Raw genomic sequence first — 21,742 nt, forward strand, 5'->3', positions numbered from 1 at the left:
CTTTTGTCCACTTTTTTCTAGGCCAACAGGCCCAGCTCTTTGGCCCGCGCCACTGCCTGCGTCCGCCGCTCAACCCCCAGCTTGCTGTTGATATGACTTGCGTGGGTTTTCACGGTGTGCAGCGAAATGAACAATTGCTCGCTGATTTCCTGATTCGAATAACCCTGGGCAATCAACCGCAGTACGGCCAGTTCGCGACTGCTGAGCTGTTCAGTGACCGTGGACTCCGGCATCTGCCGGGGCGGCGCTGGCGGTAGATGCTCGAGCAATTGCTGGCCTGCCAGTCCGGGGAACGCCAGCAATTGCCCACGCAACCAGTCCGTGTGCTCCCTGGCCAATCCATCGAATGGCTGCAACACCCCGCCGGCCGCCAGCTCCAGCGCCTGGCTCAAAGTCTTGCGTGCTTCCGGCTCGCGCCCGCCCGCCAGTAGCAACGCCACCTTTTGCGTTAACGCCATCACGCTGAGTAACTGGCGCCCGGTTTGCTCACCGTTTTCGTGCAGCACGTCCAACCGCCCTTCGGCGAGCATCGGCTGGCCGCGGGTCATGTCGAGCAGCGCTTGTTGCAGCTCAACGTGCAATGGCAGTTGGGGGTGAAACTCCGGCGGCGCAGCGGCGCGCTCGCCGGTGTAGGTCTGGCCCAACCGCGCAAGCCACGCCTCGGCCAGATCGGTGCGGCCCTGCGCCAGCCACAACTCACATTTGACCAGCGTGATCATTGCCAGATAGTAGATCGGCGGCACGTCCCAGATGTGCATCAGGCGTTCGGCTTCGGCCAGTTCGGCGAAAGCCTTGGCGAACTCGCTGCTGCTGCCATCCAGACGCGCGATCACGCAATGGCCGATCAATACGCTGATGTCGCGACAGGCCCGTGCCTCGCCGATCCCGGCCAACAAGCGCACGCGTGCGGCCTGAGGCTGCAAGCGCATCGCCAACAGAAAACCCTCGTACAGGGTCAGCCGCGCGCGCACCGCATACAAACGTTGTGGCGACAGGCCGCGCAACCGCTCCAGCCCCTGATGGACTTCATCGAGTGCGCGCAGGATTTCACCGCGTGCCTGTAACACCCGCGCACGATCGTAGTGCGCCAACGCTTCGAACAACGGGTTGCCGACGCGCTGCGCCAGCTCCAGGGATTCACGGTTGAGGCCGCGGGCGCGCCACAGATCGCCATTGGCAATGGCCAGATTAGACAGGGTCGATAAGCACATCAGCCGCTGGCCATAACGTTTAGCCGGCAGACTTTCCAGGGCTTCGCTGCAGTATCTGAGCGTCAGCTCACGATGGCCGCGGCCCCGGGCAATGATTCCGCTCAGTGCCAGCCATTGCGCCAGCATCGATTTTTGCGCGGTGGCGGAAGGTGCCGGCAGGAAGCGGCTCAAGTGGCTGGACAACTCTTCGGCGGCATCGAGCTGGCAGGCCAGCCCCAGCGCCCAACTGTAGAGAACGATCAACCGCGGTGTGCTGATCAACAGGCTGTCGGGCAAGTCCATTTTCCAGCGCAGCAGCATACCGACGTTTTGCTCGGCCAGCAGTTGCTCCTCCGAGAGGTTCTGCACCAGATTCGCGGCGACATCGAGGTGACCGGCGCGCAACGCCTGTTCAACCGCTTCATCCAGCAACCCCTGCGCGTTGAACCAGCGACAGGCGCGCAGGTGCAGCGTGGCCGTCGGCACCATCGCCCGAGCAATCGGCCGGCTGCGCAATAAATCAGAGAATAAATGGTGATAACGATACCAGTGCCCATGCTCATCCAGCGGCACCAGAAAGACCTGATGCGCCAACAGGAAACGCAGAATCTCGGCGCTGTCGTGGGCCTCACGAACGGCATCGCACAACTCACTGCAAAAACGCTCTTGCGGTGCGGTTTCATAGAGGAACGCCTGCACTTCGGCTGGCAGGCAATCAATGACTTCTTCCAGCAGGTAGTCGCGGATCAGCCCTTCCCCGCCGTTCAGCGCTTGTGGCAGCGCCGCATCGCTGCCGGCTTCGGACACCGCGAGCAGCCAGAAACGCAAACCGGCGACCCAGCCTTCGCTGCGCTGGATCAGGTTTTCCAGGGCTTCGCCGCGCAAAGAGCTGCTGTGGCGATCGAGTAACGTGAGGGCTTCGTCGTGGGTCAGGCGCAGATCCTGCTCGTGCAGTTCCAGCAACTGCCGGGACAGGCGCAGACGGGCCAGGTGCCAGTCCGGGCGCTGACGGCTGGTGACCATGACCAGCAGACCATCGGGCAAATGGTTGAGGAAAAATTGCAGGCAACGATCGAGGACCGGCCCTTGGGCGAGGTGGTAATCGTCGAGTACCAGCAGCAGCGGTGAGGTCGGTAGCAGGTGCAGTGCCAGCTCATCGAGCAAGCCGTCGAGCCATTCTTCGAAGGCGAACGGCTGGTGACGCTGGCGCATTTTCAACAAACCGAGTGCGCGGCTGCCGAGTTCGGGAAAGTAGTCCTGCAGTCCCTCGAGCAAGCGTTCGAGGAAGCGTCCCGGATCACTGTCGCGAGCGCTAAGTCCCAGCCACAGGCTTTGCCAATGACCCGGCAGGCTTTGACAGAACTCCACGGCCAGCGAGCTTTTGCCAAACCCGGCCGGAGCGCTGACCAGCAACAGACGTCCACCGAGCCCGGCTTGCAGGCGCTCGCAAAGTCGTGGTCGCAATACGTACCCATCAGGCAGCGGAGGACGGAAAAAACGCCCGTCCAATGCCGCGACGGCAACGCTTGCGGGACCCGGAAGTGGGGACAGATCAGTCATGGCCGGCTCTTGTTCGTATGGCTGTTGGCGGCGTAGCAGATGTCCGCAGACTAGCGTTAAAAGAGTCGGTTATGAAGGTCGTTGCTACAAATGGCTACAAAAAGGCTACGGAAAAAGCGACCGGCAAAAAAACGCCCCGAACGTGTCGGGGCATTTTCACGAGGATGCGGCCTCGGTTTACAGGAGCTTAGCGAACACCATCCTGACGCAGTGCAGCCGGGGTGAAATCACTGGTGGTGGCGGTGAAGCCGAAGTCATACGCCGATTTTTCTTCGTTCTTCATGCCCAGTGCCAGATAACGACCGGACTGCAGATCGTAAAGGGTCTCCAGGGTGTACCACGGTACCTGAACGTTGTAGTAGTCCTGAGCGTGAGCTTCCGCCACGCGCCACAATTGACCACGACCGTCGTAGTGGTCGATCACGGCCGCTTGCCAGGTATCTTCGTCGATGAAGAAGTCACGCTTGGCGTAGATGTGGCGCTGACCTTCCTTCAGGGTCGCAGTCACATGCCAGACGCGACGCAGTTCATAACGCGCCAGATCCTGGTTGATGTGCCCAGCCTTGATGATGTCGGCGTATTTCAGTTTCGGATCGTCGAGCTTGTAGCTGTCGGACGCAATGTACATCTCTTGCTTGCCCACCAGTTTCCAGTCGTAACGATCCGGCGCACCGTTGAACATGTCCAGGTTATCGGAAGTACGCAGGCCGTCCGCAGCAGTACCCGGCCCGTCATAGGACACTTGCGGGGCACGGCGCACGCGACGCTGACCAGCGTTGTAGACCCACGCCGAACGTGGTTCCTTCACTTGGTCGAGGGTTTCGTGCACCAGCAGCACGCCACCGGCCAGACGTGCCGGCGCAGTCACTTTCTGCTTGAAGTAGAACAGGATGTTGCCCGGGTTCGCCGGATCGTAATCCTTCATCTTGTCGCGGAACACGAACTGATCCTGGAAATACACCAGACTGAACGAGCCGTTCGGTTGCGGCGTGGCCTGGGTTACCAGACGGGTCACGCTGCCGCCGCGATAGCGGGTGATGTGGTTCCAGATGACTTCCACACCGGTTTTCGGAATCGGGAACGGCACGGCGGTATCGAAGTTTTCCAGACCGTTGCCGCCCGACACCAGCGTCGTGGTGGTGGCGTTCTTCTTGATGGCGGCGAACACCGCATCCGGCACGGTAGCACCGCGATGGGACGGATAGACCGGCATCTTGAAGGTGTCAGGGTAGCGCTGGAACATCGCGTACTGGCCCGGCGCGAGCTTGGCCTTGTACTGATCGACGTTCTGCTTGGTGATGGTGAACAGCGGTTTTTCACTGGCGTACGGGTCAGACAGGAAGCCCTTGCTGTCGACGGTGCCGGCATTTTTCGGCATCGGTTTCCAGGCCGGGATCGAGCCGTCGGCGTTACCGGCCATTTCGGCGCCCATCGGGGTCAGGCTCTTGCCCAGTTTGTCCGCTTCGGCGGCAGGCACCGCCGCCATGACGCTGGTCGCCAGCAGCGACAGGCCCAGAACACCGGCGTGGAACAGACTCTTTGTTATTTTCATAAATTCGTTCGTCCTGAATGCAGTGCTTAGAAGTTCACGCCAAGGCTGAGCGCCACGAAGTCGCGGTCATCCACAGTGGTGTACTTGCCGTCGAAGAAGTTGGTGTAAGCCAGGCTCGCGGTGTAGGTGTTCTGGTACTCGGCATCGACACCCAGGCTGACGGCCTTGCGACCTTCCTCGAAGTTACCGCCAGGGCCCGGCGAGTAGCCGCTGACGTCGTGGGACCAGGCCACGTTCGGCTTGAGGTTCACGCCAGCGAATACGTCGTTGTATTCCCAGATTGCACGACCGCGATAACCCCAGGACACCGACGTGGTGAAACCGTCATTGTCGCAGTTGCGGCTGCGGTTGTTCTGCGGCGAGCCAGGTCCGGCGCCATTGATGGTGCCGTTGTTGAGGATGTTGACGCAGGTGTTGGTGGTGCCTGTGGCTGGCAACTCACCCGGACCGTAGACCGGATCGCGGCCATAGCGTTTGTCGGATCGGCTCTCCAGACCGCCCACGTAAGTCGCGCCCACTTCACCCACCAGGGTCAGACGGCTCGCGCCCATGACCTGATCGAAGAAGTGCGTGAAGGTGGTTTGCAGTTGAGTGATTTCCTTGCGTTCGTAGCCATGCAGATCCTGGCCCGGTACGCCGTTGAGCAGCGATGCGTTCGCGTACGGGCCGCCCAGTGGACGTACACCGGCGAACAGGATATCGGTGGAGTTCAGTTGTACAGGTGCATTCGGGCGATAGCTGATTTCACCACTCCACGCAGTACCCGTAGGCAAGGTAGTGGAGAAGCTCAGACCGTAGAGACGGATGTCTTCAGGGTATTCGACGAAGTACTTCGAGTTGCCTGCGACCAACAGTGGTCCGAGCGCCTGAAACGGGCCTGGCAATGCGGCTACGGTGTTGTAGACCGATTGCGGCGCGCCGGTGGCACTGAAAATCGGCGCCCGGCTGTGGTAGTTCATGAAATAGGCACCGAATTCGGTGTCCAGCGGTTCGAACATGTACTTGAGGGACGCGCCCCACTGGCCGCTGTCGCGGGCATCGCGATCGCCGCCGCGTGGCACCAGCACGCCTTCTTCATTGACGTTGACGCCATTGGCAGCCAATGGTCCCAGGGCAATGGCCGGGATCTGCGAGCGTTTGTTCAGCACGCGCAGGTTGTCGGTGCAGCCATCGGCAATGATGTCCGGCTGGGAGAAGAAGGTGCCGCAGTTGTCGACGACAGTCTGATCCCACTCGAGCTGATAGAAGGCTTCGGCGGACAGGTTGTCGGTCAGGCTCTGGGACACGTAGAACATGTTGACCGGGATCAGGCCTTCCTTGATCTCGGCGCCCGGACGACGGAACGCGGACACGTCGATCGGGTTGATCGAGTTGATGCCGCCGCCGATGAAGGTACTTTCACCCCAGCTCACCACCTGTTTGCCCAGACGCACGGAGCCTGGCTGATCGGCGACCGAATAGTTGTGGTAGACGAAGGCATCGAGGATCTGACCGCCGGCGGACTTGGCGCCTTCCTTGCGGTTGTGGTCGCTGATGTCCTTGAACTCGCGGCTCTCGTCCTTCAACTCGAAGTCGTACCAGTATTTGCCACGGACGAACACGCCGGTGTCGCCGTATTTCAGTTCGAGGTCATGGATGCCCTTGAAGATCTTCGAGAAGGTTTCACCGCTCTTGAAGTTGGCATGGCCGTCGTCGGACGTCTGGGACAGACCGTGACCGCCGTTGTTGACGCCGATGAGGTTCTTGTTCGGGCTCTGGGTGGACCAGCTGGCACCGATCGACAGGGAGGAGTCGAACTGGCCTTCGATTTCACCGACGTTGAAACTGACGCCGAATGCGGGCCCGGCGAGCGAAGAAGCAAGACTGACGGCCAGAGGCAGCTTTGCCCGGCGCCAGAACTGGTTTACTGAGGTCATCGACGCTACTCCATGTGCATTATTGTTATGGCAGTGAGTACTTTTAAAAACGCCTGAAGGACCGGGCGCCAGAGGCTTCCCGAAATCGCTTCAATGTTGCATCGCCCCGTTTGTGCGTGTGCCCCGTTCTTAAAAATCCTTGAGCGGACTATAGCCAGCAGGTGGTACTGCTTGATCCCTCTAAAGTGTGATTTGCAGCTGCCGGCCACTCTGGAACAGTCCTTTCGCCAGTCCGACACATGTCGGCACGGCAAGGATGGCTGAAAATCCGGATTTGACAAGCCAAGCGCTTGCTTGGTGGGTCTGGCGCGCCGTTTTTCGGCGCGCCAGGGGACGCTCAGAGCGTCGAAAGGAAGGTGCTGTTGGTGGCCTGCCATTCGGTGATGTCGAGGCGGATGCGCTTCTTGTCGAGCTTGCCGACACTGGTCTTGGGAATTTCAGTAACAAGCGCGATCTGGCTCGGAATCGCCCACTTGCTCAAGTGCCCCAGTTCAACGAACGGCTTGAGGTGTTCCTTGAGCTCGCGCGCCCCGATGGCGTGCCCTTCGCGGACCACCAGCAAGGCAAACGGACGCTCGCCCCACTGCGGATCGGCAATGCCCACCACTGCTACTTCACGTACCGCGACGTGGCGACTGATCAGGTCTTCGAGGTCCAGCGAGGAGATCCACTCGCCGCCAGTCTTGATCACATCCTTGATCCGGTCGCGGATGTCGATCACGCCCATGCTGTCCAGCGTGGCGACGTCGCCGGTGTGCAGCCAGCCGCCGGCCCACAGCTCGGCGCCCTTTTGCGGCTCATTGAAATAACCTTCGGTCAGCCACGGTGCGCGCAGCACCAGTTCGCCCTGGGTTTCGCCATCAGCCGGGAGGAAATGGCCCTCGGCGTCGACGATCGCCGCTTCGACCAATGGCCCCGGCACGCCGGCCTTGATCCGGTAAGTGGTGCGCTCGTCTTCGGTGCCCGCCATCAATTCATCGTTAAGATGCGCGCATGAGACCAACGGCCCGGTTTCCGACATGCCGTAAGCGGCCGTCAGTTGAATGCCCTTGCTCTTGGCCGTTTCATACAGCGTGCGATTGAGCGCGCTGCCGCCGATGACGATTTTCCAGCCGCCGAAATCGGTGCCTTGCGCGCCCTTGGCGTTGAGCACCATCTGCAGAATGGTCGGCACGCAATGGGAGAACGTGACCTTTTCCTTGCGCCACAGCTCGACCAGGAACTCCGGATCGTAGCGCCCCGGATAAACCTGCTTGAGCCCGAGCATGGTCGCCACATACGGCAAGCCCCACGCATGCACATGGAACATCGGAGTGATGGGCATATACACATCGTTGGTGCCCAGCAGCCGCACGCTGTCGATGGCGCCCATGATGGTCGACACGCCCATGGTGTGCAGCACCAGTTGCCGATGGGTGAAGTACACGCCTTTCGGATTGCCGGTGGTACCCGTGGTGTAGAACGTGGTGGCGACCGAGTTCTCGTCGAAATCCTGGAAGTCGTACTGCGGACTCGCGGCCGCCAGCAGTTGCTCGTACTCCCCCACCAGATTCGGCAAATCCGCGGTTTTTTCCGGCAGATCGGTCAGCAGCAGGGTTTTCTCCACCGTGGTCAGGTGTGGCGCAATGGCCTGGTACAGCCCGACGAACTCGCTGTTGACCAGCACGAAGCGGTCCTCGGCGTGGTTCATGGTGTAGAGGATCTGCTCCGGCGACAGGCGCACGTTGATGGTGTGAATCACCGCGCCGATCATCGGAATCGCAAACATGCACTCGAGGTAGCGATGGCTGTCCCAGTCCATCACCGCCACGGTATCACCGGCCTTTACCCCGGCCGCCGTCAGCACATTGGCCAGCCGTGCGACGCGCTCGATCAGGGTCGGGTAGCTGTAGCGCAGCTGGTCACGGTAGATGATCTCGCGGGTTTTCTCGTAACGGGCGCCCGACATCAGCAGCCGTTTAATCAGCAATGGATACTGGTAGGCCCCTTCGGCGGGCGGAATAACGCGAGTCTGCAACATAAGAATCCCTTTTCTGACTGCACGGTGTTGGCTTTGGAGTTTCGTACTCTAGAACCCTTATACGTCAGCCAAATCAGCCAAAGGAATGATTTGCAGAGCCGTACAAATGCTAGCTTTGCGCCAGCATTTGCCGGGAGTCGTCACCGCTCAGGCCGTTTGCCCTACAGCCGCTTCAGAAGGTGTGCGTGGGAAAACCACTGCCGCAAGGAAAGTCAAAGCGCCAAAACCCGCCAGAATCAGGTAAAGCCCCACAAAACCATAGCGCGGTTCAACATAAGAAATCAGCGGAATCGCCGTCGCACTGGCACCGAACGATAAACAGTAACGCAGGGCAAATACCCGCGACTGCCATTGCGGCGCGACGAAGTTGGCGACCATCGAATCGTTCACCGTCACCTGGCCGAACACCACGAACATGAACGCCGCCCCGACGGCGATTACCGCCCAGCCATCGACATAGGCCAGCGCGAACAGCAACGGTGCCTGACACACCGTCAGCGCGATAAACGGCCATTTCAGACTGACGCGGTGCAACACCCGGCCGATGCTCAACTGGGCGATCGCACCAAAGGCATAGGCCAGGCTGACCACCACACCGAGGGTTTGCGGCGAGGCGAACAGGTCATGCAAGCGGTCTTGAAACAGTTTCGGATAGGTCATGGTGGTTGCGTTGAACACCACCCCGCCGGTGGCCGTGGCCAGAGCCAACACGCCGAACACCATCACCATCGAAATGCGCTGGCCGCCGGCGCCTTTGAGCGCGGTGTGCGGGCGCTTGGGGATCGGCTCCTCGCGCACCTGCAAGGCAAAACCGATTCCCAGCACGATGGCCACCGCTCCCGGGATCAGAAACGCCGAACGCCAGCCGAACTGTGCCACCAGCAACCCGGTAATCAGCGCCGAGAACGCCACGCCGAGGTTGCCCCACATACCGTTGATGCCGATTTCGCGGCCACGATTTTGCGCATAGGCCACCAGCATCGCCGTGCCGACCGGGTGATAGATCGCGGCGAAAATGCCGATCAGGGTCAGGCCGATGACCAGCATCGTCGGGCTGCTACTGAGACCTGTGAAGATTGCCGAAGCACCGATGCCCAAGAAAAACACCAGCATCATCTGCCGTCGACTCCAGTGATCCCCCAGCCAGCCGGCCGGTAGCGAACACGCGCCGAACGCGATGAAGCCGCCCAGCGACAGGCCGATCAGCGCGGCGTAGTCGAGGGCGAAGGCCTGGGTCATGCCAAGCACGGCGGCGGGAAAAATCAGCATGAACATGTGATCGATCACATGGGCGGCGTTGATGTAGCGAATGACGTTTCTGGACTGGTTCATGACGGCACGCTTTACGTTGTAGTGAGCGTTCATGCTAAGTTGGCCGGAAAGCGCATTCCTGCCAACCAAGTCATCGAATCCGACATGTTGATCAGCCATTTCGAACACGGACCGGTCAGTGCCTATCCCCGGGACTATCTGGACGGCTCGCACCAGCCGTTGCACCTGCACCGCGAGGCGCAATTGCTCTATGCCGTGAGCGGGGTGATGCGCGTGGTCACGGCGCAAGGCGCCTGGGTGCTTCCGCCGAGTCGGGCGGTGTGGATTCCGCCCGAAGTCGCCCACGAGATTTTCATGTCCGGCGACGTGCAGATGCGTTCATTGTTCATCGCCCCCGAACTGGCGCCGGCCAGCCTGCGAAACTGCTGTGTACTGGCGGTGACGCCATTGCTGCGCGAACTGATCCTGCGTGCGGTGCAGGGCCCGCCGCATGCCGACAATCCGCTGATCCAGCAACTGATGCTGGAAGAACTCGCCAGCCTCGAAAATCTGCCGCTGCACATCCCGATGCCCACTGACCGGCGCCTGCAAGGCATTTGCCTGGCGCTGTTGCGCACGCCGGACCATCCGAACACCCTGGAAGACTGGGCGCAGCAGGTCGGCGCCAGCTCACGCACGTTGGCGCGGCTGTTTCAGCAACAGCTGAAGATGAACTTCAATGCCTGGCGCCAGCAACTGCGCCTGATGGAAGCCCTGCCCCGCCTGCTCGCCGGGGACAGCGTGCAGAGCGTTGCGCGGGATCTGGGTTACGGCAGCGCGCGGGCGTTCAGCGCGATGTTTCGCCGTTTGCTCGGGGACAATCCCCGGGAGTACCTCAACGCCCTGAATCAGCTCAGCTCGATCAATGCATCTCGGTGAACGCGAGTTTCACGCCGATGGCAATCAGCACAGCGCCCATGGTGCGATCGAACCAGTGGCCCATGCGGGCGAAACCGGCACGCACGCGCTGCTGGCTGAACAGCATGGCCACCAGGCAGAACCAGGTGGCGGTCGCGACGGCGAGATAAATGCCGTAACCGGCCTGGACTGTCAGCGGGGTGTGCGGGTTGATCACCACAGTGAACAGCGACAGGAAGAACAGCGTGGCTTTCGGGTTCAGGCCATTGGTCACGAAACCCGAAGTAAACGCGCCACGGGCGGTGCGTTCGCCGGCCTCTTTGTGCAGATCATCGCTCACGGTTTTCGCTGGTTGCGCGCGCAGGGCCTTGAAGCCGATGTACAGCAGGTACGCGGCGGCTGCCCATTTCAAGGCGTTGAACAGCACGATCGATTGGGAAACGATCAGGCCGATCCCCAGCAGCGAATAACCGACGTGCAGGAAAATCGCCGTGCCCACGCCCAACGCCGTCCAGGTCCCGGCGCGCCGGCCATGGGTCACGCTTTCGCGCACCACCACGGCGAAATCAGGACCGGGGCTGGCAACGGCCAACAGGTGGATCAGGGCAACGGTCAAGAATTCGGTCCAGTACATGGGGGCTCCTTTGAAGTCATTACATTCCTGTGGGAGCGAGCCTGCTCGCGAAAAGGGAGTGTCAGCCGCCTCATTATTGCCTGACACGACGCCTCGCGAGCAGGCTCGCTCCCACAGGTGTTTCATCTGGTAGGCTCGGCAGATTACGCCTTCCCTTCAAAGCACAACAGGTACAGTTGATGACGAACGCCCACCGCGCCGTATTCCTCGATCACCCGTCACTGGATCTTGGCGATCTCGACTTGAGCCCTTTGCGTGACTGCTTCAGCGATCTGCAACTGTTCCCCCAGACGTTGCCTGCGCAAGTGAGCGACCGCCTGCAAGGGGCGACCGTGGCGATCAGCAACAAGGTCCTGATCGACGCCGCCGCCATGGCCGCCAACCCACAGCTGAAGCTGATCTTGATCACCGCCACCGGCACCAACAACGTCGATCTGGCCGCCGCCCGCGCCCACGGCGTTACCGTGTGCAATTGTCAGGGTTACGGCACGCCGTCGGTGGCGCAGCACACGATCATGCTGTTGCTCAACCTCGCCACACGCCTGGCCGATTATCAAAAAGCCGTAGGCGAAGGCCGCTGGCAGCAGGCGAAACAGTTCTGCCTGCTGGATTACCCGATCATTGAGCTGGAAGGCAAAACCCTTGGCTTGCTTGGACACGGCGAACTCGGTGGCGCGGTCGCGCGACTGGCCGAAGCCTTCGGCATGCGCGTGTTGCTGGGGCAGATTCCGGGGCGCCCGGCCCGTCCGGATCGCCTGCCGCTGGAAGAACTGTTGCCACAGATCGACGCCCTCACCCTGCACTGCCCGCTCAACGAACACACCCGGCACTTCATCGGTGCCCGCGAACTCGCCTCGATGAAACCCGGCGCTTTCGTAGTCAACACTGCGCGTGGCGGGCTGATCGACGAACAGGCCCTGGCCGATGCCCTGCGCAGCGGTCATCTGGGCGGCGCGGCCACCGATGTGCTGAGCGTCGAACCACCGACCAACGGCAATCCGCTGCTGGCCGTCGACATCCCGCGCCTGATCGTCACCCCGCACAACGCCTGGGGCAGCCGCGAAGCGCGGCAGCGAATCGTCGGCCAACTGGTGGAAAACACCCAGGCGTTCTACAGCGGTAAGGCGCTGCGGGTCGTCAGTTGATAAACTGCGGCACTTTTTTTCACAGGAGCAGTTATGGATCCGCGCAGTGAAGTACTGCTTCGTCAGGCCGAGTTATTCCAGGGTTCGGTGCTGCTGGCCGGTTTGCCTGCCGATGATCTGCTGGGGCGCCTGCCCGATGCGTTTGGCTGGTGCTGGCACGCCGGCGATCAGGCCGCACTCGAAGCCCGCTTCGAAGGCCGCAGCCATTTTGGCGTGAACGTGCCGGAACGCGAATTCACCAGCGCCGTGGTGTTTCTGCCCAAGGCCAAGGACCTGACCGATTACATCCTCAATGCCGTGGCTTCGCGCCTGGCCGGGCGTGAGGTGTATCTGGTCGGGGAAAAGCGCAGCGGCATCGAAGGCGCGTCCAAACAGCTCAACCCGTTCGGCAAACCGCGCAAGCTCGACAGCGCCCGACACTGCCAATTGTGGCAAGTGACCGTGGCCAACGCTCCCGAAGCCAAACCGCTGGAAAGCCTGGCGCAGACTTATGAGCTGCCGCTGGCCGAAGGCCCGTTGAAAGTCATCAGCCTGCCGGGTGTATTCAGCCACGGCCGACTGGATCGCGGCAGCGCCCTGCTGCTGGAACATCTGGACAAACTGCCGAGCGGCCATCTGCTGGACTTCGGTTGCGGCGCCGGTGTGCTCGGCGCGGCGGTCAAGCGTCGTTACCCGCACAATCAGGTCACGTTGCTCGACGTTGATGCCTTCGCTGCTGCCAGTAGCCGGCTAACCCTGGCGGCCAATGGTCTGGAAGCCGAGGTGTTGACCGGTGATGGCATCGACGCCGCACCGATGGGTTTGAACGCGATTCTGAGCAACCCGCCGTTCCATGTCGGCGTGCACACCGATTATTTCGCCACCGAGAACTTGCTGCGAAAAGCAGCCAAACATCTGAAAAACGGTGGCGAACTTCGTCTGGTCGCAAACAGTTTCCTGAAGTATCAACCGCTGATCGAAGAGCATCTCGGGGTCTGCGCGATCAAGGCCGAAGGCAATGGTTTCCGGATTTACCGGGCCAAGCGCGGCTGAAAATTAGCACTTGCCGAATGGATTCTGCCTAGGCAGAATCCGCTCCGTCCTAGGGGAGTAGTCTCCCACGAGCGCCAAGCTCGTCCGGCGTACGTCAACATACTTGATCCTCAGATCATGGCGTATGCGACCCAAGCGTCCGCACCAGACGGATCGCAGGGTTTGACAAGACCTATGACACGAACACCTTACCCGGGGCGGGAAGGCTGTACGTGTCATAGCCGTGTCGACCCGCCCCTTAGGAAATCCTGATGCTGGACTCGTTACTCGTTCCCACCGCAATCGTTGCCTTGGCCGAAATCGGCGACAAGACGCAACTGCTCGCGCTGATTCTCGCCGCTCGCTTTCGCAAACCCTGGCCGATCATCGCCGGTATCGTCGCTGCGACCCTGGCCAACCACGCGGCAGCCGGTGCGGTCGGCGCCTGGTTCGGCAGTTTCTTCTCCGATTCGGTCCTGCACTGGATTCTTGCCGCGAGCTTCGCCGCCACCGCCCTGTGGACGCTGGTGCCGGACAAGATGGATGACGATGAAGCCAGCACCGCCCGCAAGTTCGGGCCATTCCTGACCACGCTGATAGCGTTCTTCCTCGCGGAAATCGGTGACAAGACCCAGATCGCCACGGTGATGCTTGCAGCGCAATATCCAGAGCTGTGGCTGGTGATCATCGGTACGACGGCGGGCATGCTGATCGCCAACGTGCCGGTAGTACTGGCGGGTAATTTTGCAGCTGAGAAACTGCCGCTGACCCTGATCCGTCGACTGGCCGCCTCGGCGTTCCTGATCCTGGCGATCGTCGCGGTGTACAAGGCGATGCAGAGCAGCGGCTGGGTTTGATCCGGCAGATCGCTCCCGCACCGAGTGCGGGAGCGATCATGGCTTCAGGACTTGGGCGCTTTCTCGTAAAGCGGCATGACCTTCGGAATCGCCGCCTGCAACGCAGCCGTGCGGCTGCTGGAAGACGGGTGAGTGCTCATGAACTCCGGCGGGGCCCCTTCGGATGCCTTGCTCATCTTGTTCCACAAGGTGATTGCGGCGTTCGGGTTGTAGCCGGCACGAGCGGCCAGTTCCAGACCGATCAGGTCGGCTTCGTTTTCGTTGGCGCGGCTGTTGGGCAGCGTCATGCCGTAGTTGGCCACGGTATCGGCCAGCGCCAGACTGTCCTGACCCAGGCCGAGCAACGCACCGGCGCCCTGCTTGGCCATTTCGATGCCGTAGGCCTTGGACATGGCTTCACGACCATGCTCGCGCAAGGCGTGGGCGATTTCATGGCCCATGACCGCAGCGATTTCATCGTCGGTGAGTTTCAGGCTGTCGATCAGCCCGGTGTAGAAAATGATCTTGCCGCCAGGACCGCAGTTGGCGTTGAGCTCGTCGCTCTTGATCAGGTTCACTTCCCACTGCCATTGCGCCGCATCCGGACGGAAATTCGGTGCCTGGGCGATCAGCCGGTTGGCGATGGCCTGAATGCGCTTGGCATCGTTGCTGGTCTTGTCCAGCACGCCCTTGCTGGACGCTTCGCCCACGGTCTTCTGATAGGACTGGGCATACATCTGGTCGACCTCTTGCGAGGACAGCATGCTGAACATGTACTGCTTGCGCTCCACGCCCACGGCACCGCCGCTGGTGGTGTTGACCGACTGACAACCGGCCAGCAACAGCGCCGCGCTCAGTGCACTTACAACCAATGTCTTGTTCATTCAAAAGCTCCCTGAAAACCTGCCGCGTATCCTAGGCGGGTAATTGTATCGACGCCAGATACAACGGACGTGTTGCACGCACTTTCAGAAAACGCCCTCTGACCTGTAGGAAAAAATTCATACCCACCGGCAAACCCTGCGCATCCGCGTCGCGCACGGGTCCATTTGCGACATCCGCCTGCAATTACTCGTCCGCAACCTCATGGCGCAATAACGGCTGCCGATACAACAGCGCAGACGTCCTCTCGCGTGCGGAGCTCCCATGAAGTTCAAGTCGATCCAGTTTTCCGTGGCCGCCCTGGCCGGCGCCATCGTACTCAGCGTAGTCGCCGCGCTGGTGCTGTACGCGCTGTTCTCCGGCGCCCGCACCCAGGAAATGGTCCAGCAACGGACCCAGGCCCAGTTCGAGCAAGTCATCGAACAGCGCCTGACCTCGCTGGCTCAGACCCAGGTCAGCCAGATCCAGCGCGAACTGGAAGCGCCGCTGTTGATCGCTGGCGGACTGGTGCGGGTCAACGCCCTGCTCGGCACGCCGGGCGCCGATGGCCAGCCGCGACTGACCGTCAGCCGCGAGCAACTGATCAGCCTGATCAAGGAAAACGTCGAGAAGAATCCGAAGATTCTCGGCACTTACATCGGCTGGGAAAAAAACGCACTGGACCATAATGACGCGGCCTACGTCGGCACTCAGGTTATCGGCATCGACCCTGGCAACGGGCGCTTCCTGCCGTGGTGGTTCCGCAACGACGACGGCACCCTCGGCCTGGACAAACTGGTGGACGTCGATGACCAGAAAGTCCTGTCCACCGGCATACGCGCCAGCGAGTACTACCTGTGCTCGAAAGAAACCAAAAAATCCTGCGTGATCGATCCCGCCCCGTACAAGGTCGGCGAAAAGATCGTCATGCTCGCCTCCTTTATTGAACCGATCATGCTCAACGGCGCCTTCCAGGGCATCGTCGGCGCCGACCTGTCGGTGAACTTCATCCAGGAAATGCTCCTGGGCGCCAACCAGAAGCTGTACAGCGGCGCCGGGCAAATGGCCCTGATCGGCGGCAACGGCCGGATCGTCGCCTACACCAAGGATCCGAGCAAATTCGGCGAGAAGGTCAGCGACATCCTCGACGCCCAGCAGATTGCCAACATGGCCAACCTCAAGCGCGGCGAAGTGACCTATTCCGTCAATAAAGAGCAAGGCCGGATCGAGCTGTACCTGCCGTTCGGCATCGGCCAGACCGACGCGCGCTGGACGCTGATGCTGCAACTGCCGCTCGACGCGGTGATGGCCGATCTGCAAAAGCTCCAAGGCGACCTCGACGCCCAGCGTAAATCCGACACCTTCGGCATGGCCATGGTCGGCCTGATCATCGCCGGTCTTGGTTTGCTGGTGATCTGGCTGGTGGGCCACGGCATCGCTCGCCCGCTCAAACAAATGGTGACCATGCTCGATGACATCGCCCAGGGCGAAGGCGACCTGACCCGTCGTTTGACCAGTGATCGCAACGACGAACTCGGTTCAATCGCCAAAGGCTTCAACACGTTCCTGGCCAAGTTGCAGGCGATGATTACTCAGGTGGTGACCTCGGTGCAGAGCGTCAGCGATTCTTCGGAACACACCGCCGACATCGCCATTCGCACCAACATCGGCGTGCAGAAGCAAATGGCCGAGATCGATCAGGTCGCCACCGCCGTGCAGGAAATGACCGCCACCGCCCAAGACGTAGCGCGCAATGCGACCCAGGCTGCGCAAGCCGCCAGCCACGCCGATCAGGCGGCCAGTCAGGGGATGCAGATCGTGCGCGACACCTCCCATTCGATTGGCGTGCTGGCCGTGGAAATCGGCAAGGCCGTGGACGTGGTGCAGACCCTGGCCAAGGACAGCGAGAACATCAACGCGATCCTGATCGCCATTCGCGGAATCGCCGAGCAGACCAACCTGCTGGCCCTCAACGCGGCGATTGAAGCGGCCCGTGCCGGTGAACAAGGACGCGGTTTCGCGGTGGTGGCCGATGAAGTGCGCAACCTGGCTCAGAAAACCCAGAAGGCCACCGAAGAAATCCAGAGCATGATCCAGCAACTGCAACAGGGCACACGCGATGTGGTGCGGGTCATGGAGGACAGCCAGAACCGCACCGACGAAAGTGTGCAGCACGCGGCCAAGGCAGCCGAAGCGCTGGAGACCATTACCCAGGCAGTTTCGGTGATCAACGACATGAACACCCAGATCGCCAGCGCCGCCGAAGAACAGAGCGCGGTGGCTGACGACATCAACCGCAACGTGATCAATATCGGTCAGGTGGCGAATGAGGTGGCGGGTGGTGCGGATGAATCCAGTTCGGCGAGTGCGGATCTGACCAAACTGGCGGAACAGCAGCGGCGGTTGATCAATCAGTTCAAGGTGTAAAGACGCCGGAAGGTCCTTCGGACCTTATCGCGAGCAAGCTCGCTCCCACAGGTGAGCGTGTGATCACAAAGTGTGTGAGCACCGAAAATCCAGTGTGGGAGCGAGCTTGCTCGCGATTGGGCCGCGAGCAGCGACACATCAGGCCGGGGTCAAACACTCCGGCCCGTTGAGCTTCGGATCGTTGACCAGATTCGCCAGCACCCGCTCGCGCAAGGCGGCAGGCTCACTGGCGAGCAAACCTTGCAGGACATGCAGCGGCGTCTCGGGATCAAGCCACGCCGCCTGCCCGGCTTCATCGAGAATCAACGGTCGGCGCTGGCTGGCCGCCGGCTGCGTAATCACCGCCGTGCTCAGCCACACCTGCTCCTGCACCGGATACGCTTCCCAGATCGCTGCAAAAAACAACGAAGAACCTTCCCCCGGCGTCAGCCAGTACGGGCGCTTGCGCGTGGTGCCGCGCCATTCGTAGAAACCGTTGGCCGGCAGCAGGCAACGACGCAAACGCAGTGCTTCACGGAACATTGGCTGTTCGGCGACGGTTTCAGCCCGGGCATGGGCCGGCGTGCGCGACATGTCGGTCAGCCACGGCGGTGTCAACCCCCAACGGGCACGGGCCAGCGTGCGCTGGCCGTCGGGTTCGGCGCGCAGCATCAACACCGAATCATTGGGGGAAATGTTCCACTGCGCCTGTTGATCGGCAGGAAAACCTGGCAGGCTCGCAAAATCGCGGTTCCAGCGAAACAGGGCATAACGTCCACACATGGGCCAGCACGACTCACAAATAAAACGAACGCCAGCCTAACAGACCAGCGTCCCGGGATAGCTGTCCGGTTCATCGCCGGGCAGCGGCAGCGCAGCATTGTACGCACTGATCAGCTCGCGGGCGTATTCGGCCTGGTCGTCATCCACCGACAGGCCCAACAGACCGAAGATCGGCAACTCGCCCGTCCCGCCCAGCAAATCGCGCCCGACCAGATGCGCCTCGATGCCTTCGCTGGCGAGCATGCCCTTGAGCATCTCGCCTTCCATCAGGTTTTCCGGCTCGTAGATTCGCTGCATGTGCGCGCCTCACTCGTTTTCGCTGAAGACTTCCAGAAACCAGTCCTCTCCATGGACCTGCAATACAAAGGTGATCGGCCGACAGCACACCTGACAGTCTTCAATATAGGTCTGGTCGCCAGCGGAGAGATCCACGGTCGTCTCGACCTCTTCACCACAATACGGACATTCATATACTGCGCTTTCCAGCATCGCGGTCTCCCGGGTGACTTGTGCGTATAATCGCCGGTCTATTTGCAGGGCCATTTTTGTCTGTCTACTTTTTCAGACCGTGCCCCGTTGGTTTTCGATCAAAACCTTTACTTACCCTAGCCGTTTCCAACAAGAGAGCATGATGGGCGAATTCGATGCCATCCGACCTTACGACGACAGCGAAGTACCTGCGGTACTGGCGCGACTGCTCGGCGACAAGGCGTTTCTAGATATCCTCACCCACTTCCGCTTCCCGCGTTTTGCCGGTGCCTTCGGCTGGATGCTCAAACCACTTATAGCCCATCGGCTGCGTCGTGAGTTCGCCGACGTGACCTCCGTGGCCACTTTGCAGGACAAGGTCGAGTTCTACGTCGACCACACCATCGAGCGCGCCACCGACGGCGTGACCTACACCGGTGTCGAGCAATTCAAGTCCGGCAGCGCTTATCTGTTCATCGCCAACCACCGCGACATCGTGATGGACCCGGCCTTCGTCAACTACGCCGTGTACCACGCCGGCCTGCCGACGCCGCGCATCGCGATTGGCGACAACCTGCTGCAAAAGCCTTTCGTCAGCGATCTGATGCGTCTGAACAAGAGCTTCATCGTGCACCGTTCGATCACCGGGCGCCGCGAGAAAATGGCCGCCTATCAACTGCTGTCGGCCTACATCAACCACTCGATCCGCAATGACTGCGCCTCGATCTGGATCGCCCAGGCCGAAGGCCGCGCGAAGGACGGTGACGACCGTACCGAGTCGGCGATCCTCAAGATGTTCCACATGAGCCGCAAGGACGAGCCGTTCGGCGAAGTCATTCAGTCGCTGAACCTGACCCCGGTTTCGATCAGCTACGAATATGACCCGTGCGACCAGGCCAAGGCCCGCGAGCTATACATCCGCGCCACCACCGGCACCTACAGCAAGGCACCGGGCGAGGATGACGTGAGCATCGCCAAGGGCATCACCGGCTACAAGGGCCGGGTGCACGTGAACTTCGCCGCGCCGATCACCGAGCTGTTCGAAGACACCAAGCAATTGGCGGTCGAGATGGACAAGCAGATTCTCGGCGGCTACCGGTTGTTCCCGGTGCATTACCTGGCGTACGCGCAGTGGGCCGATGCCGATCCGCAATTGGACGTACCGACGGCTGCCGAGGTGTTTGGCGCCGAGGAACTGGCCAAGGCCCAGGAAGAATGGCAGAACCGTCTGGACGCCTGCCCCGAGGAGCATCGTCCGTATCTGGTGCTGCAATATGCGACGCCGGTGCGCAATCAGTACCGGGTCAAGGCTGGACTGCCGCTGTAAGCGGTATCGGCCAGATACAGGAACGGCGCCTTCGGGCGCCGTTCTTCGTTCAGAAGCGAGTACTGATCCAGGACACCAGCAACGCCAGGCCCAGGCAGGCAAAACCGAAGCGGTAGAAGAAGCGGTTCATGCGCAGGGTCGCCCAATCGAGCACCGGCTCCTGATCCGGCTTATGCTGACGCTGGGCCGCGATACTGGCCATCGCCCGTTGTTCACGGCGGCGGGTCGCGTGCAGCAGCCAACTGCCGGGGAAGGCCAACAGCAGGGCCAGCAGGTTGATCAGTTTGGCGGGATGGGCGGTAAACAGCGTCATCAAGTGCAGCGACATCACAGACCTCAATTTAAACCGGTATGGCGAACGCCAGACCGACGACCGCGGCGCGGATTCTACCGAAACCCTCCCCGACTGCCCTAGTCTTTGCGACAAATAACCCGTCAATCGACCGATGGCTGTCCTGTGTCACGGCATCGTCATTTGTTTCAGTCACCCTGCGCGCCTCGAAACCGACACGGAACGCGACATGCTTCACGCTGAAAACCAGGATCGCCTGTACCTCATCTCCCCGTCCGACGAACAACAGACCCTCGTCGGCAGCCTGGCCTTCAATGTTCAGGACCGTCACTGGCTGGTGTATTGCGCCCTCGGCGGGCACCAGCATGCGGACTTGCCCGAGACCGATCTGCTGACCGGCGTCAGCGTCCTCGACTTCTATTCGCAAGCCGCCTGAACGAAAAAAACCCGGGGCCATCACTGGCTCCGGGCTTTTTCACATCTGGCGCATGCCTTATTCGGCGAGGATCTGGCCGATGCTCGGATCCTTGAACAGGCGGGTCAGCGCATCACTCAATACGTCGCTGACCAGTTTGGTATTGGTTTCCTGATTCGGCGCCATGCCGAAGCGCTGGTCCAGCGACGCGCCGTAACGGCCGCTGTAGCGACGGTTGCCGCTCTGCACGTCGGAGCGGAAAGTCGCACCGATGGTGGCCTCGGTCACGTACATGCCTTCTTTCGGCGACTGGTATTTCAGTTCAGTCAGGGTCACGGTCAGTTGTGGAGCATTCATCGCGCCGTTGGACGGGGTGAAGCCCAGCAGACGCACGGCCGCTTCGGCCTGGGCCTGCAGCTTCGGCAGGATCTGCTCGCGCTGCACGGTGATGGCGCTGGTTTCCGGGTACAGGCCGCCACGGGTGCCGAGGGTTGGCGACGGACGACCGTCGACGACGCGAACCACGACAGGCTGGCCGTGGCCGACCGGTGCCAGCTGAGTGGTCAGCTTCGGTTCCGGGCTCAGTTGTTGCGGGCTGTGGGCGCAGCCAACCAGGGTCAAACTGGTCACAGTGATCAAACCGAACAACAGGCGTTGCAACATGCTCTTCTCTCCAGAATCAGGCACAGACAGGCCGGCAGTATAGCGGTGGGCCACTGCGGGTCACCAGCACTGATATCTATGACAAAACCCGCTGCCAGCGGTTCCTGTCACACATTCGTCACCCCCCATACACGTGCGCGTCACGGCCCTTTGCCAAGCTTGCTCACAGATCCCCAAAAGGAGCACTGCCATGCGCTATCTGATCTCGTTGTTCGCCCCACGCCCGCTGCACCGCAGCTTCGCCCTGCTCGACCGCAACGGCCATTGCCAGGCCTTCAAGCAATGCAGCCTGCAGCCAATGGGTGATGGTTGGGTCGAAATCGAGGAAATCCGCCTCAACTGGTTGCACCAACCCTTGCCTGCCAGCGCCCGGGTCGAACAGCAGCGCCCACGCGCACGTGCCCAGGCAATGTTGAGCATCTGACCGGATGCCTAATAAAAGTCATTAAACTCGACCAACTCCCCGCATTTCTTCGATACAATCTCCCCCCGAT

20 protein-coding genes, 1 pseudogene and 1 riboswitch are annotated in these 21,742 nt (G+C 61.1%); of the genes and pseudogenes, 9 read left to right on the forward strand and 12 right to left on the reverse strand.

Features of this window, described 5'->3' with window-relative positions; translation table 11 throughout:
* Positions 1-17: 17 nt before the first annotated feature.
* The 5 genes from CAF63_RS09765 to CAF63_RS09785 all read right to left on the reverse strand — a co-directional run bounded on the left by CAF63_RS09765 (position 18) and on the right by CAF63_RS09785 (position 9,570).
* On the reverse strand, positions 18-2,750 hold the full coding sequence (locus CAF63_RS09765) for a LuxR C-terminal-related transcriptional regulator (RefSeq protein ID WP_085684728.1): 2,733 nt from the start codon (positions 2,748-2,750) through the stop codon (positions 18-20).
* Positions 2,751-2,937: 187 nt separating this feature from the next.
* Complete coding sequence (locus CAF63_RS09770; protein ID WP_085684732.1) at positions 2,938-4,302, reverse strand: DUF1329 domain-containing protein; 1,365 nt, start codon at positions 4,300-4,302, stop codon at positions 2,938-2,940.
* Positions 4,303-4,328: 26 nt separating this feature from the next.
* On the reverse strand, positions 4,329-6,218 hold the full coding sequence (locus CAF63_RS09775) for a DUF1302 domain-containing protein (protein ID WP_085684734.1): 1,890 nt from the start codon (positions 6,216-6,218) through the stop codon (positions 4,329-4,331).
* A gap of 337 nt (positions 6,219-6,555) precedes the next feature.
* On the reverse strand, positions 6,556-8,238 hold the full coding sequence (locus CAF63_RS09780; RefSeq protein ID WP_085684736.1) for a fatty acid--CoA ligase: 1,683 nt from the start codon (positions 8,236-8,238) through the stop codon (positions 6,556-6,558).
* A 147-nt stretch (positions 8,239-8,385) separates the two neighbouring features.
* Positions 8,386-9,570 carry an MFS transporter gene (locus CAF63_RS09785; protein ID WP_085684867.1) on the reverse strand — a complete coding sequence of 395 codons (1,185 nt, stop codon included), beginning with the start codon at positions 9,568-9,570 and terminating at the stop codon, positions 8,386-8,388.
* 84 nt (positions 9,571-9,654) lie between these two features.
* Between CAF63_RS09785 and CAF63_RS09790 the strand changes: the two genes are divergently transcribed.
* Positions 9,655-10,428, forward strand: coding sequence for a helix-turn-helix domain-containing protein (locus tag CAF63_RS09790; protein WP_085684738.1), 774 nt, complete (start codon positions 9,655-9,657; stop codon positions 10,426-10,428).
* On the opposite strand, the gene CAF63_RS09795 is transcribed toward CAF63_RS09790, so the two are convergent.
* Entirely contained in the window at positions 10,412-11,041 is a 630-nt protein-coding gene (locus CAF63_RS09795) for a LysE family translocator (RefSeq protein ID WP_064599339.1), read from the reverse strand. The two genes, CAF63_RS09790 and CAF63_RS09795, sit on opposite strands and share 17 nt — an antisense overlap.
* 179 nt (positions 11,042-11,220) lie before the next feature.
* Between CAF63_RS09795 and CAF63_RS09800 the strand changes: the two genes are divergently transcribed.
* From CAF63_RS09800 to CAF63_RS09810, 3 genes are all read left to right on the forward strand, one after another.
* Positions 11,221-12,186 (forward strand): 2-hydroxyacid dehydrogenase, encoded by a 966-nt coding sequence (locus tag CAF63_RS09800; RefSeq protein WP_085684741.1) that lies wholly within the window; start codon positions 11,221-11,223, stop codon positions 12,184-12,186.
* Positions 12,187-12,219: 33 nt separating this feature from the next.
* Positions 12,220-13,218 carry a class I SAM-dependent methyltransferase gene (locus CAF63_RS09805; protein ID WP_085684743.1) on the forward strand — a complete coding sequence of 333 codons (999 nt, stop codon included), beginning with the start codon at positions 12,220-12,222 and terminating at the stop codon, positions 13,216-13,218.
* 40 nt (positions 13,219-13,258) lie between these two features.
* Positions 13,259-13,381, forward strand: a riboswitch (yybP-ykoY riboswitch).
* 88 nt (positions 13,382-13,469) lie between these two features.
* Entirely contained in the window at positions 13,470-14,054 is a 585-nt protein-coding gene (locus CAF63_RS09810; RefSeq protein ID WP_007956837.1) for a TMEM165/GDT1 family protein, read from the forward strand.
* Between the two features lie 44 nt (positions 14,055-14,098).
* Here CAF63_RS09810 and CAF63_RS09815 read toward each other — a convergent pair whose 3' ends face one another.
* On the reverse strand, positions 14,099-14,917 hold the full coding sequence (locus tag CAF63_RS09815) for a M48 family metallopeptidase (protein ID WP_085684745.1): 819 nt from the start codon (positions 14,915-14,917) through the stop codon (positions 14,099-14,101).
* A 1,351-nt stretch (positions 14,918-16,268) separates the two neighbouring features.
* Between CAF63_RS09815 and CAF63_RS29205 the strand changes: the two are divergent.
* Both CAF63_RS29205 and CAF63_RS29210 read left to right on the forward strand, forming a co-directional pair.
* Positions 16,269-16,466 (forward strand): annotated as a pseudogene (locus tag CAF63_RS29205) (HAMP domain-containing protein); the annotation flags it as partial.
* Positions 16,467-16,577: 111 nt separating this feature from the next.
* Complete coding sequence (locus CAF63_RS29210) at positions 16,578-17,321, forward strand: methyl-accepting chemotaxis protein (protein WP_371807400.1); 744 nt, start codon at positions 16,578-16,580, stop codon at positions 17,319-17,321.
* 138 nt (positions 17,322-17,459) lie between these two features.
* On the opposite strand, the gene CAF63_RS09825 is transcribed toward CAF63_RS29210, so the two are convergent.
* The 3 genes from CAF63_RS09825 to CAF63_RS09835 are packed head-to-tail and all read right to left on the reverse strand — an operon-like array spanning position 17,460 to position 18,572.
* Complete coding sequence (locus tag CAF63_RS09825; RefSeq protein ID WP_085684750.1) at positions 17,460-18,083, reverse strand: SOS response-associated peptidase; 624 nt, start codon at positions 18,081-18,083, stop codon at positions 17,460-17,462.
* Positions 18,084-18,119: 36 nt separating this feature from the next.
* Positions 18,120-18,380 (reverse strand): putative signal transducing protein, encoded by a 261-nt coding sequence (locus CAF63_RS09830; RefSeq protein WP_085684752.1) that lies wholly within the window; start codon positions 18,378-18,380, stop codon positions 18,120-18,122.
* 9 nt (positions 18,381-18,389) lie between these two features.
* Entirely contained in the window at positions 18,390-18,572 is a 183-nt protein-coding gene (locus tag CAF63_RS09835) for a CPXCG motif-containing cysteine-rich protein (RefSeq protein WP_011335896.1), read from the reverse strand.
* Between the two features lie 139 nt (positions 18,573-18,711).
* Between CAF63_RS09835 and CAF63_RS09840 the strand changes: the two genes are divergently transcribed.
* Complete coding sequence (locus CAF63_RS09840) at positions 18,712-19,878, forward strand: 1-acyl-sn-glycerol-3-phosphate acyltransferase (protein ID WP_085684754.1); 1,167 nt, start codon at positions 18,712-18,714, stop codon at positions 19,876-19,878.
* 49 nt (positions 19,879-19,927) lie between these two features.
* On the opposite strand, the gene CAF63_RS09845 is transcribed toward CAF63_RS09840, so the two are convergent.
* Positions 19,928-20,206: a hypothetical protein gene (locus CAF63_RS09845; RefSeq protein ID WP_085684756.1), complete on the reverse strand. Its 279-nt coding sequence runs from the start codon at positions 20,204-20,206 to the stop codon at positions 19,928-19,930.
* A gap of 193 nt (positions 20,207-20,399) precedes the next feature.
* On the opposite strand from CAF63_RS09845, the gene CAF63_RS09850 reads away from it, so the two are divergent.
* Positions 20,400-20,606, forward strand: a complete 207-nt coding sequence (locus CAF63_RS09850; RefSeq protein WP_039766399.1) for a hypothetical protein — start codon at positions 20,400-20,402, stop codon at positions 20,604-20,606.
* Between the two features lie 57 nt (positions 20,607-20,663).
* On the opposite strand, the gene CAF63_RS09855 is transcribed toward CAF63_RS09850, so the two are convergent.
* Positions 20,664-21,248, reverse strand: a complete 585-nt coding sequence (locus CAF63_RS09855; RefSeq protein WP_085684758.1) for a YajG family lipoprotein — start codon at positions 21,246-21,248, stop codon at positions 20,664-20,666.
* Between the two features lie 190 nt (positions 21,249-21,438).
* On the opposite strand from CAF63_RS09855, the gene CAF63_RS09860 reads away from it, so the two are divergent.
* Entirely contained in the window at positions 21,439-21,672 is a 234-nt protein-coding gene (locus CAF63_RS09860) for a hypothetical protein (protein ID WP_039766297.1), read from the forward strand.
* Positions 21,673-21,742: the final 70 nt, after the last annotated feature.

Origin of the sequence: Pseudomonas sp. B20(2017) (assembly GCF_002113125.1) — a bacterium.
Taxonomy (GTDB): domain Bacteria; phylum Pseudomonadota; class Gammaproteobacteria; order Pseudomonadales; family Pseudomonadaceae; genus Aquipseudomonas.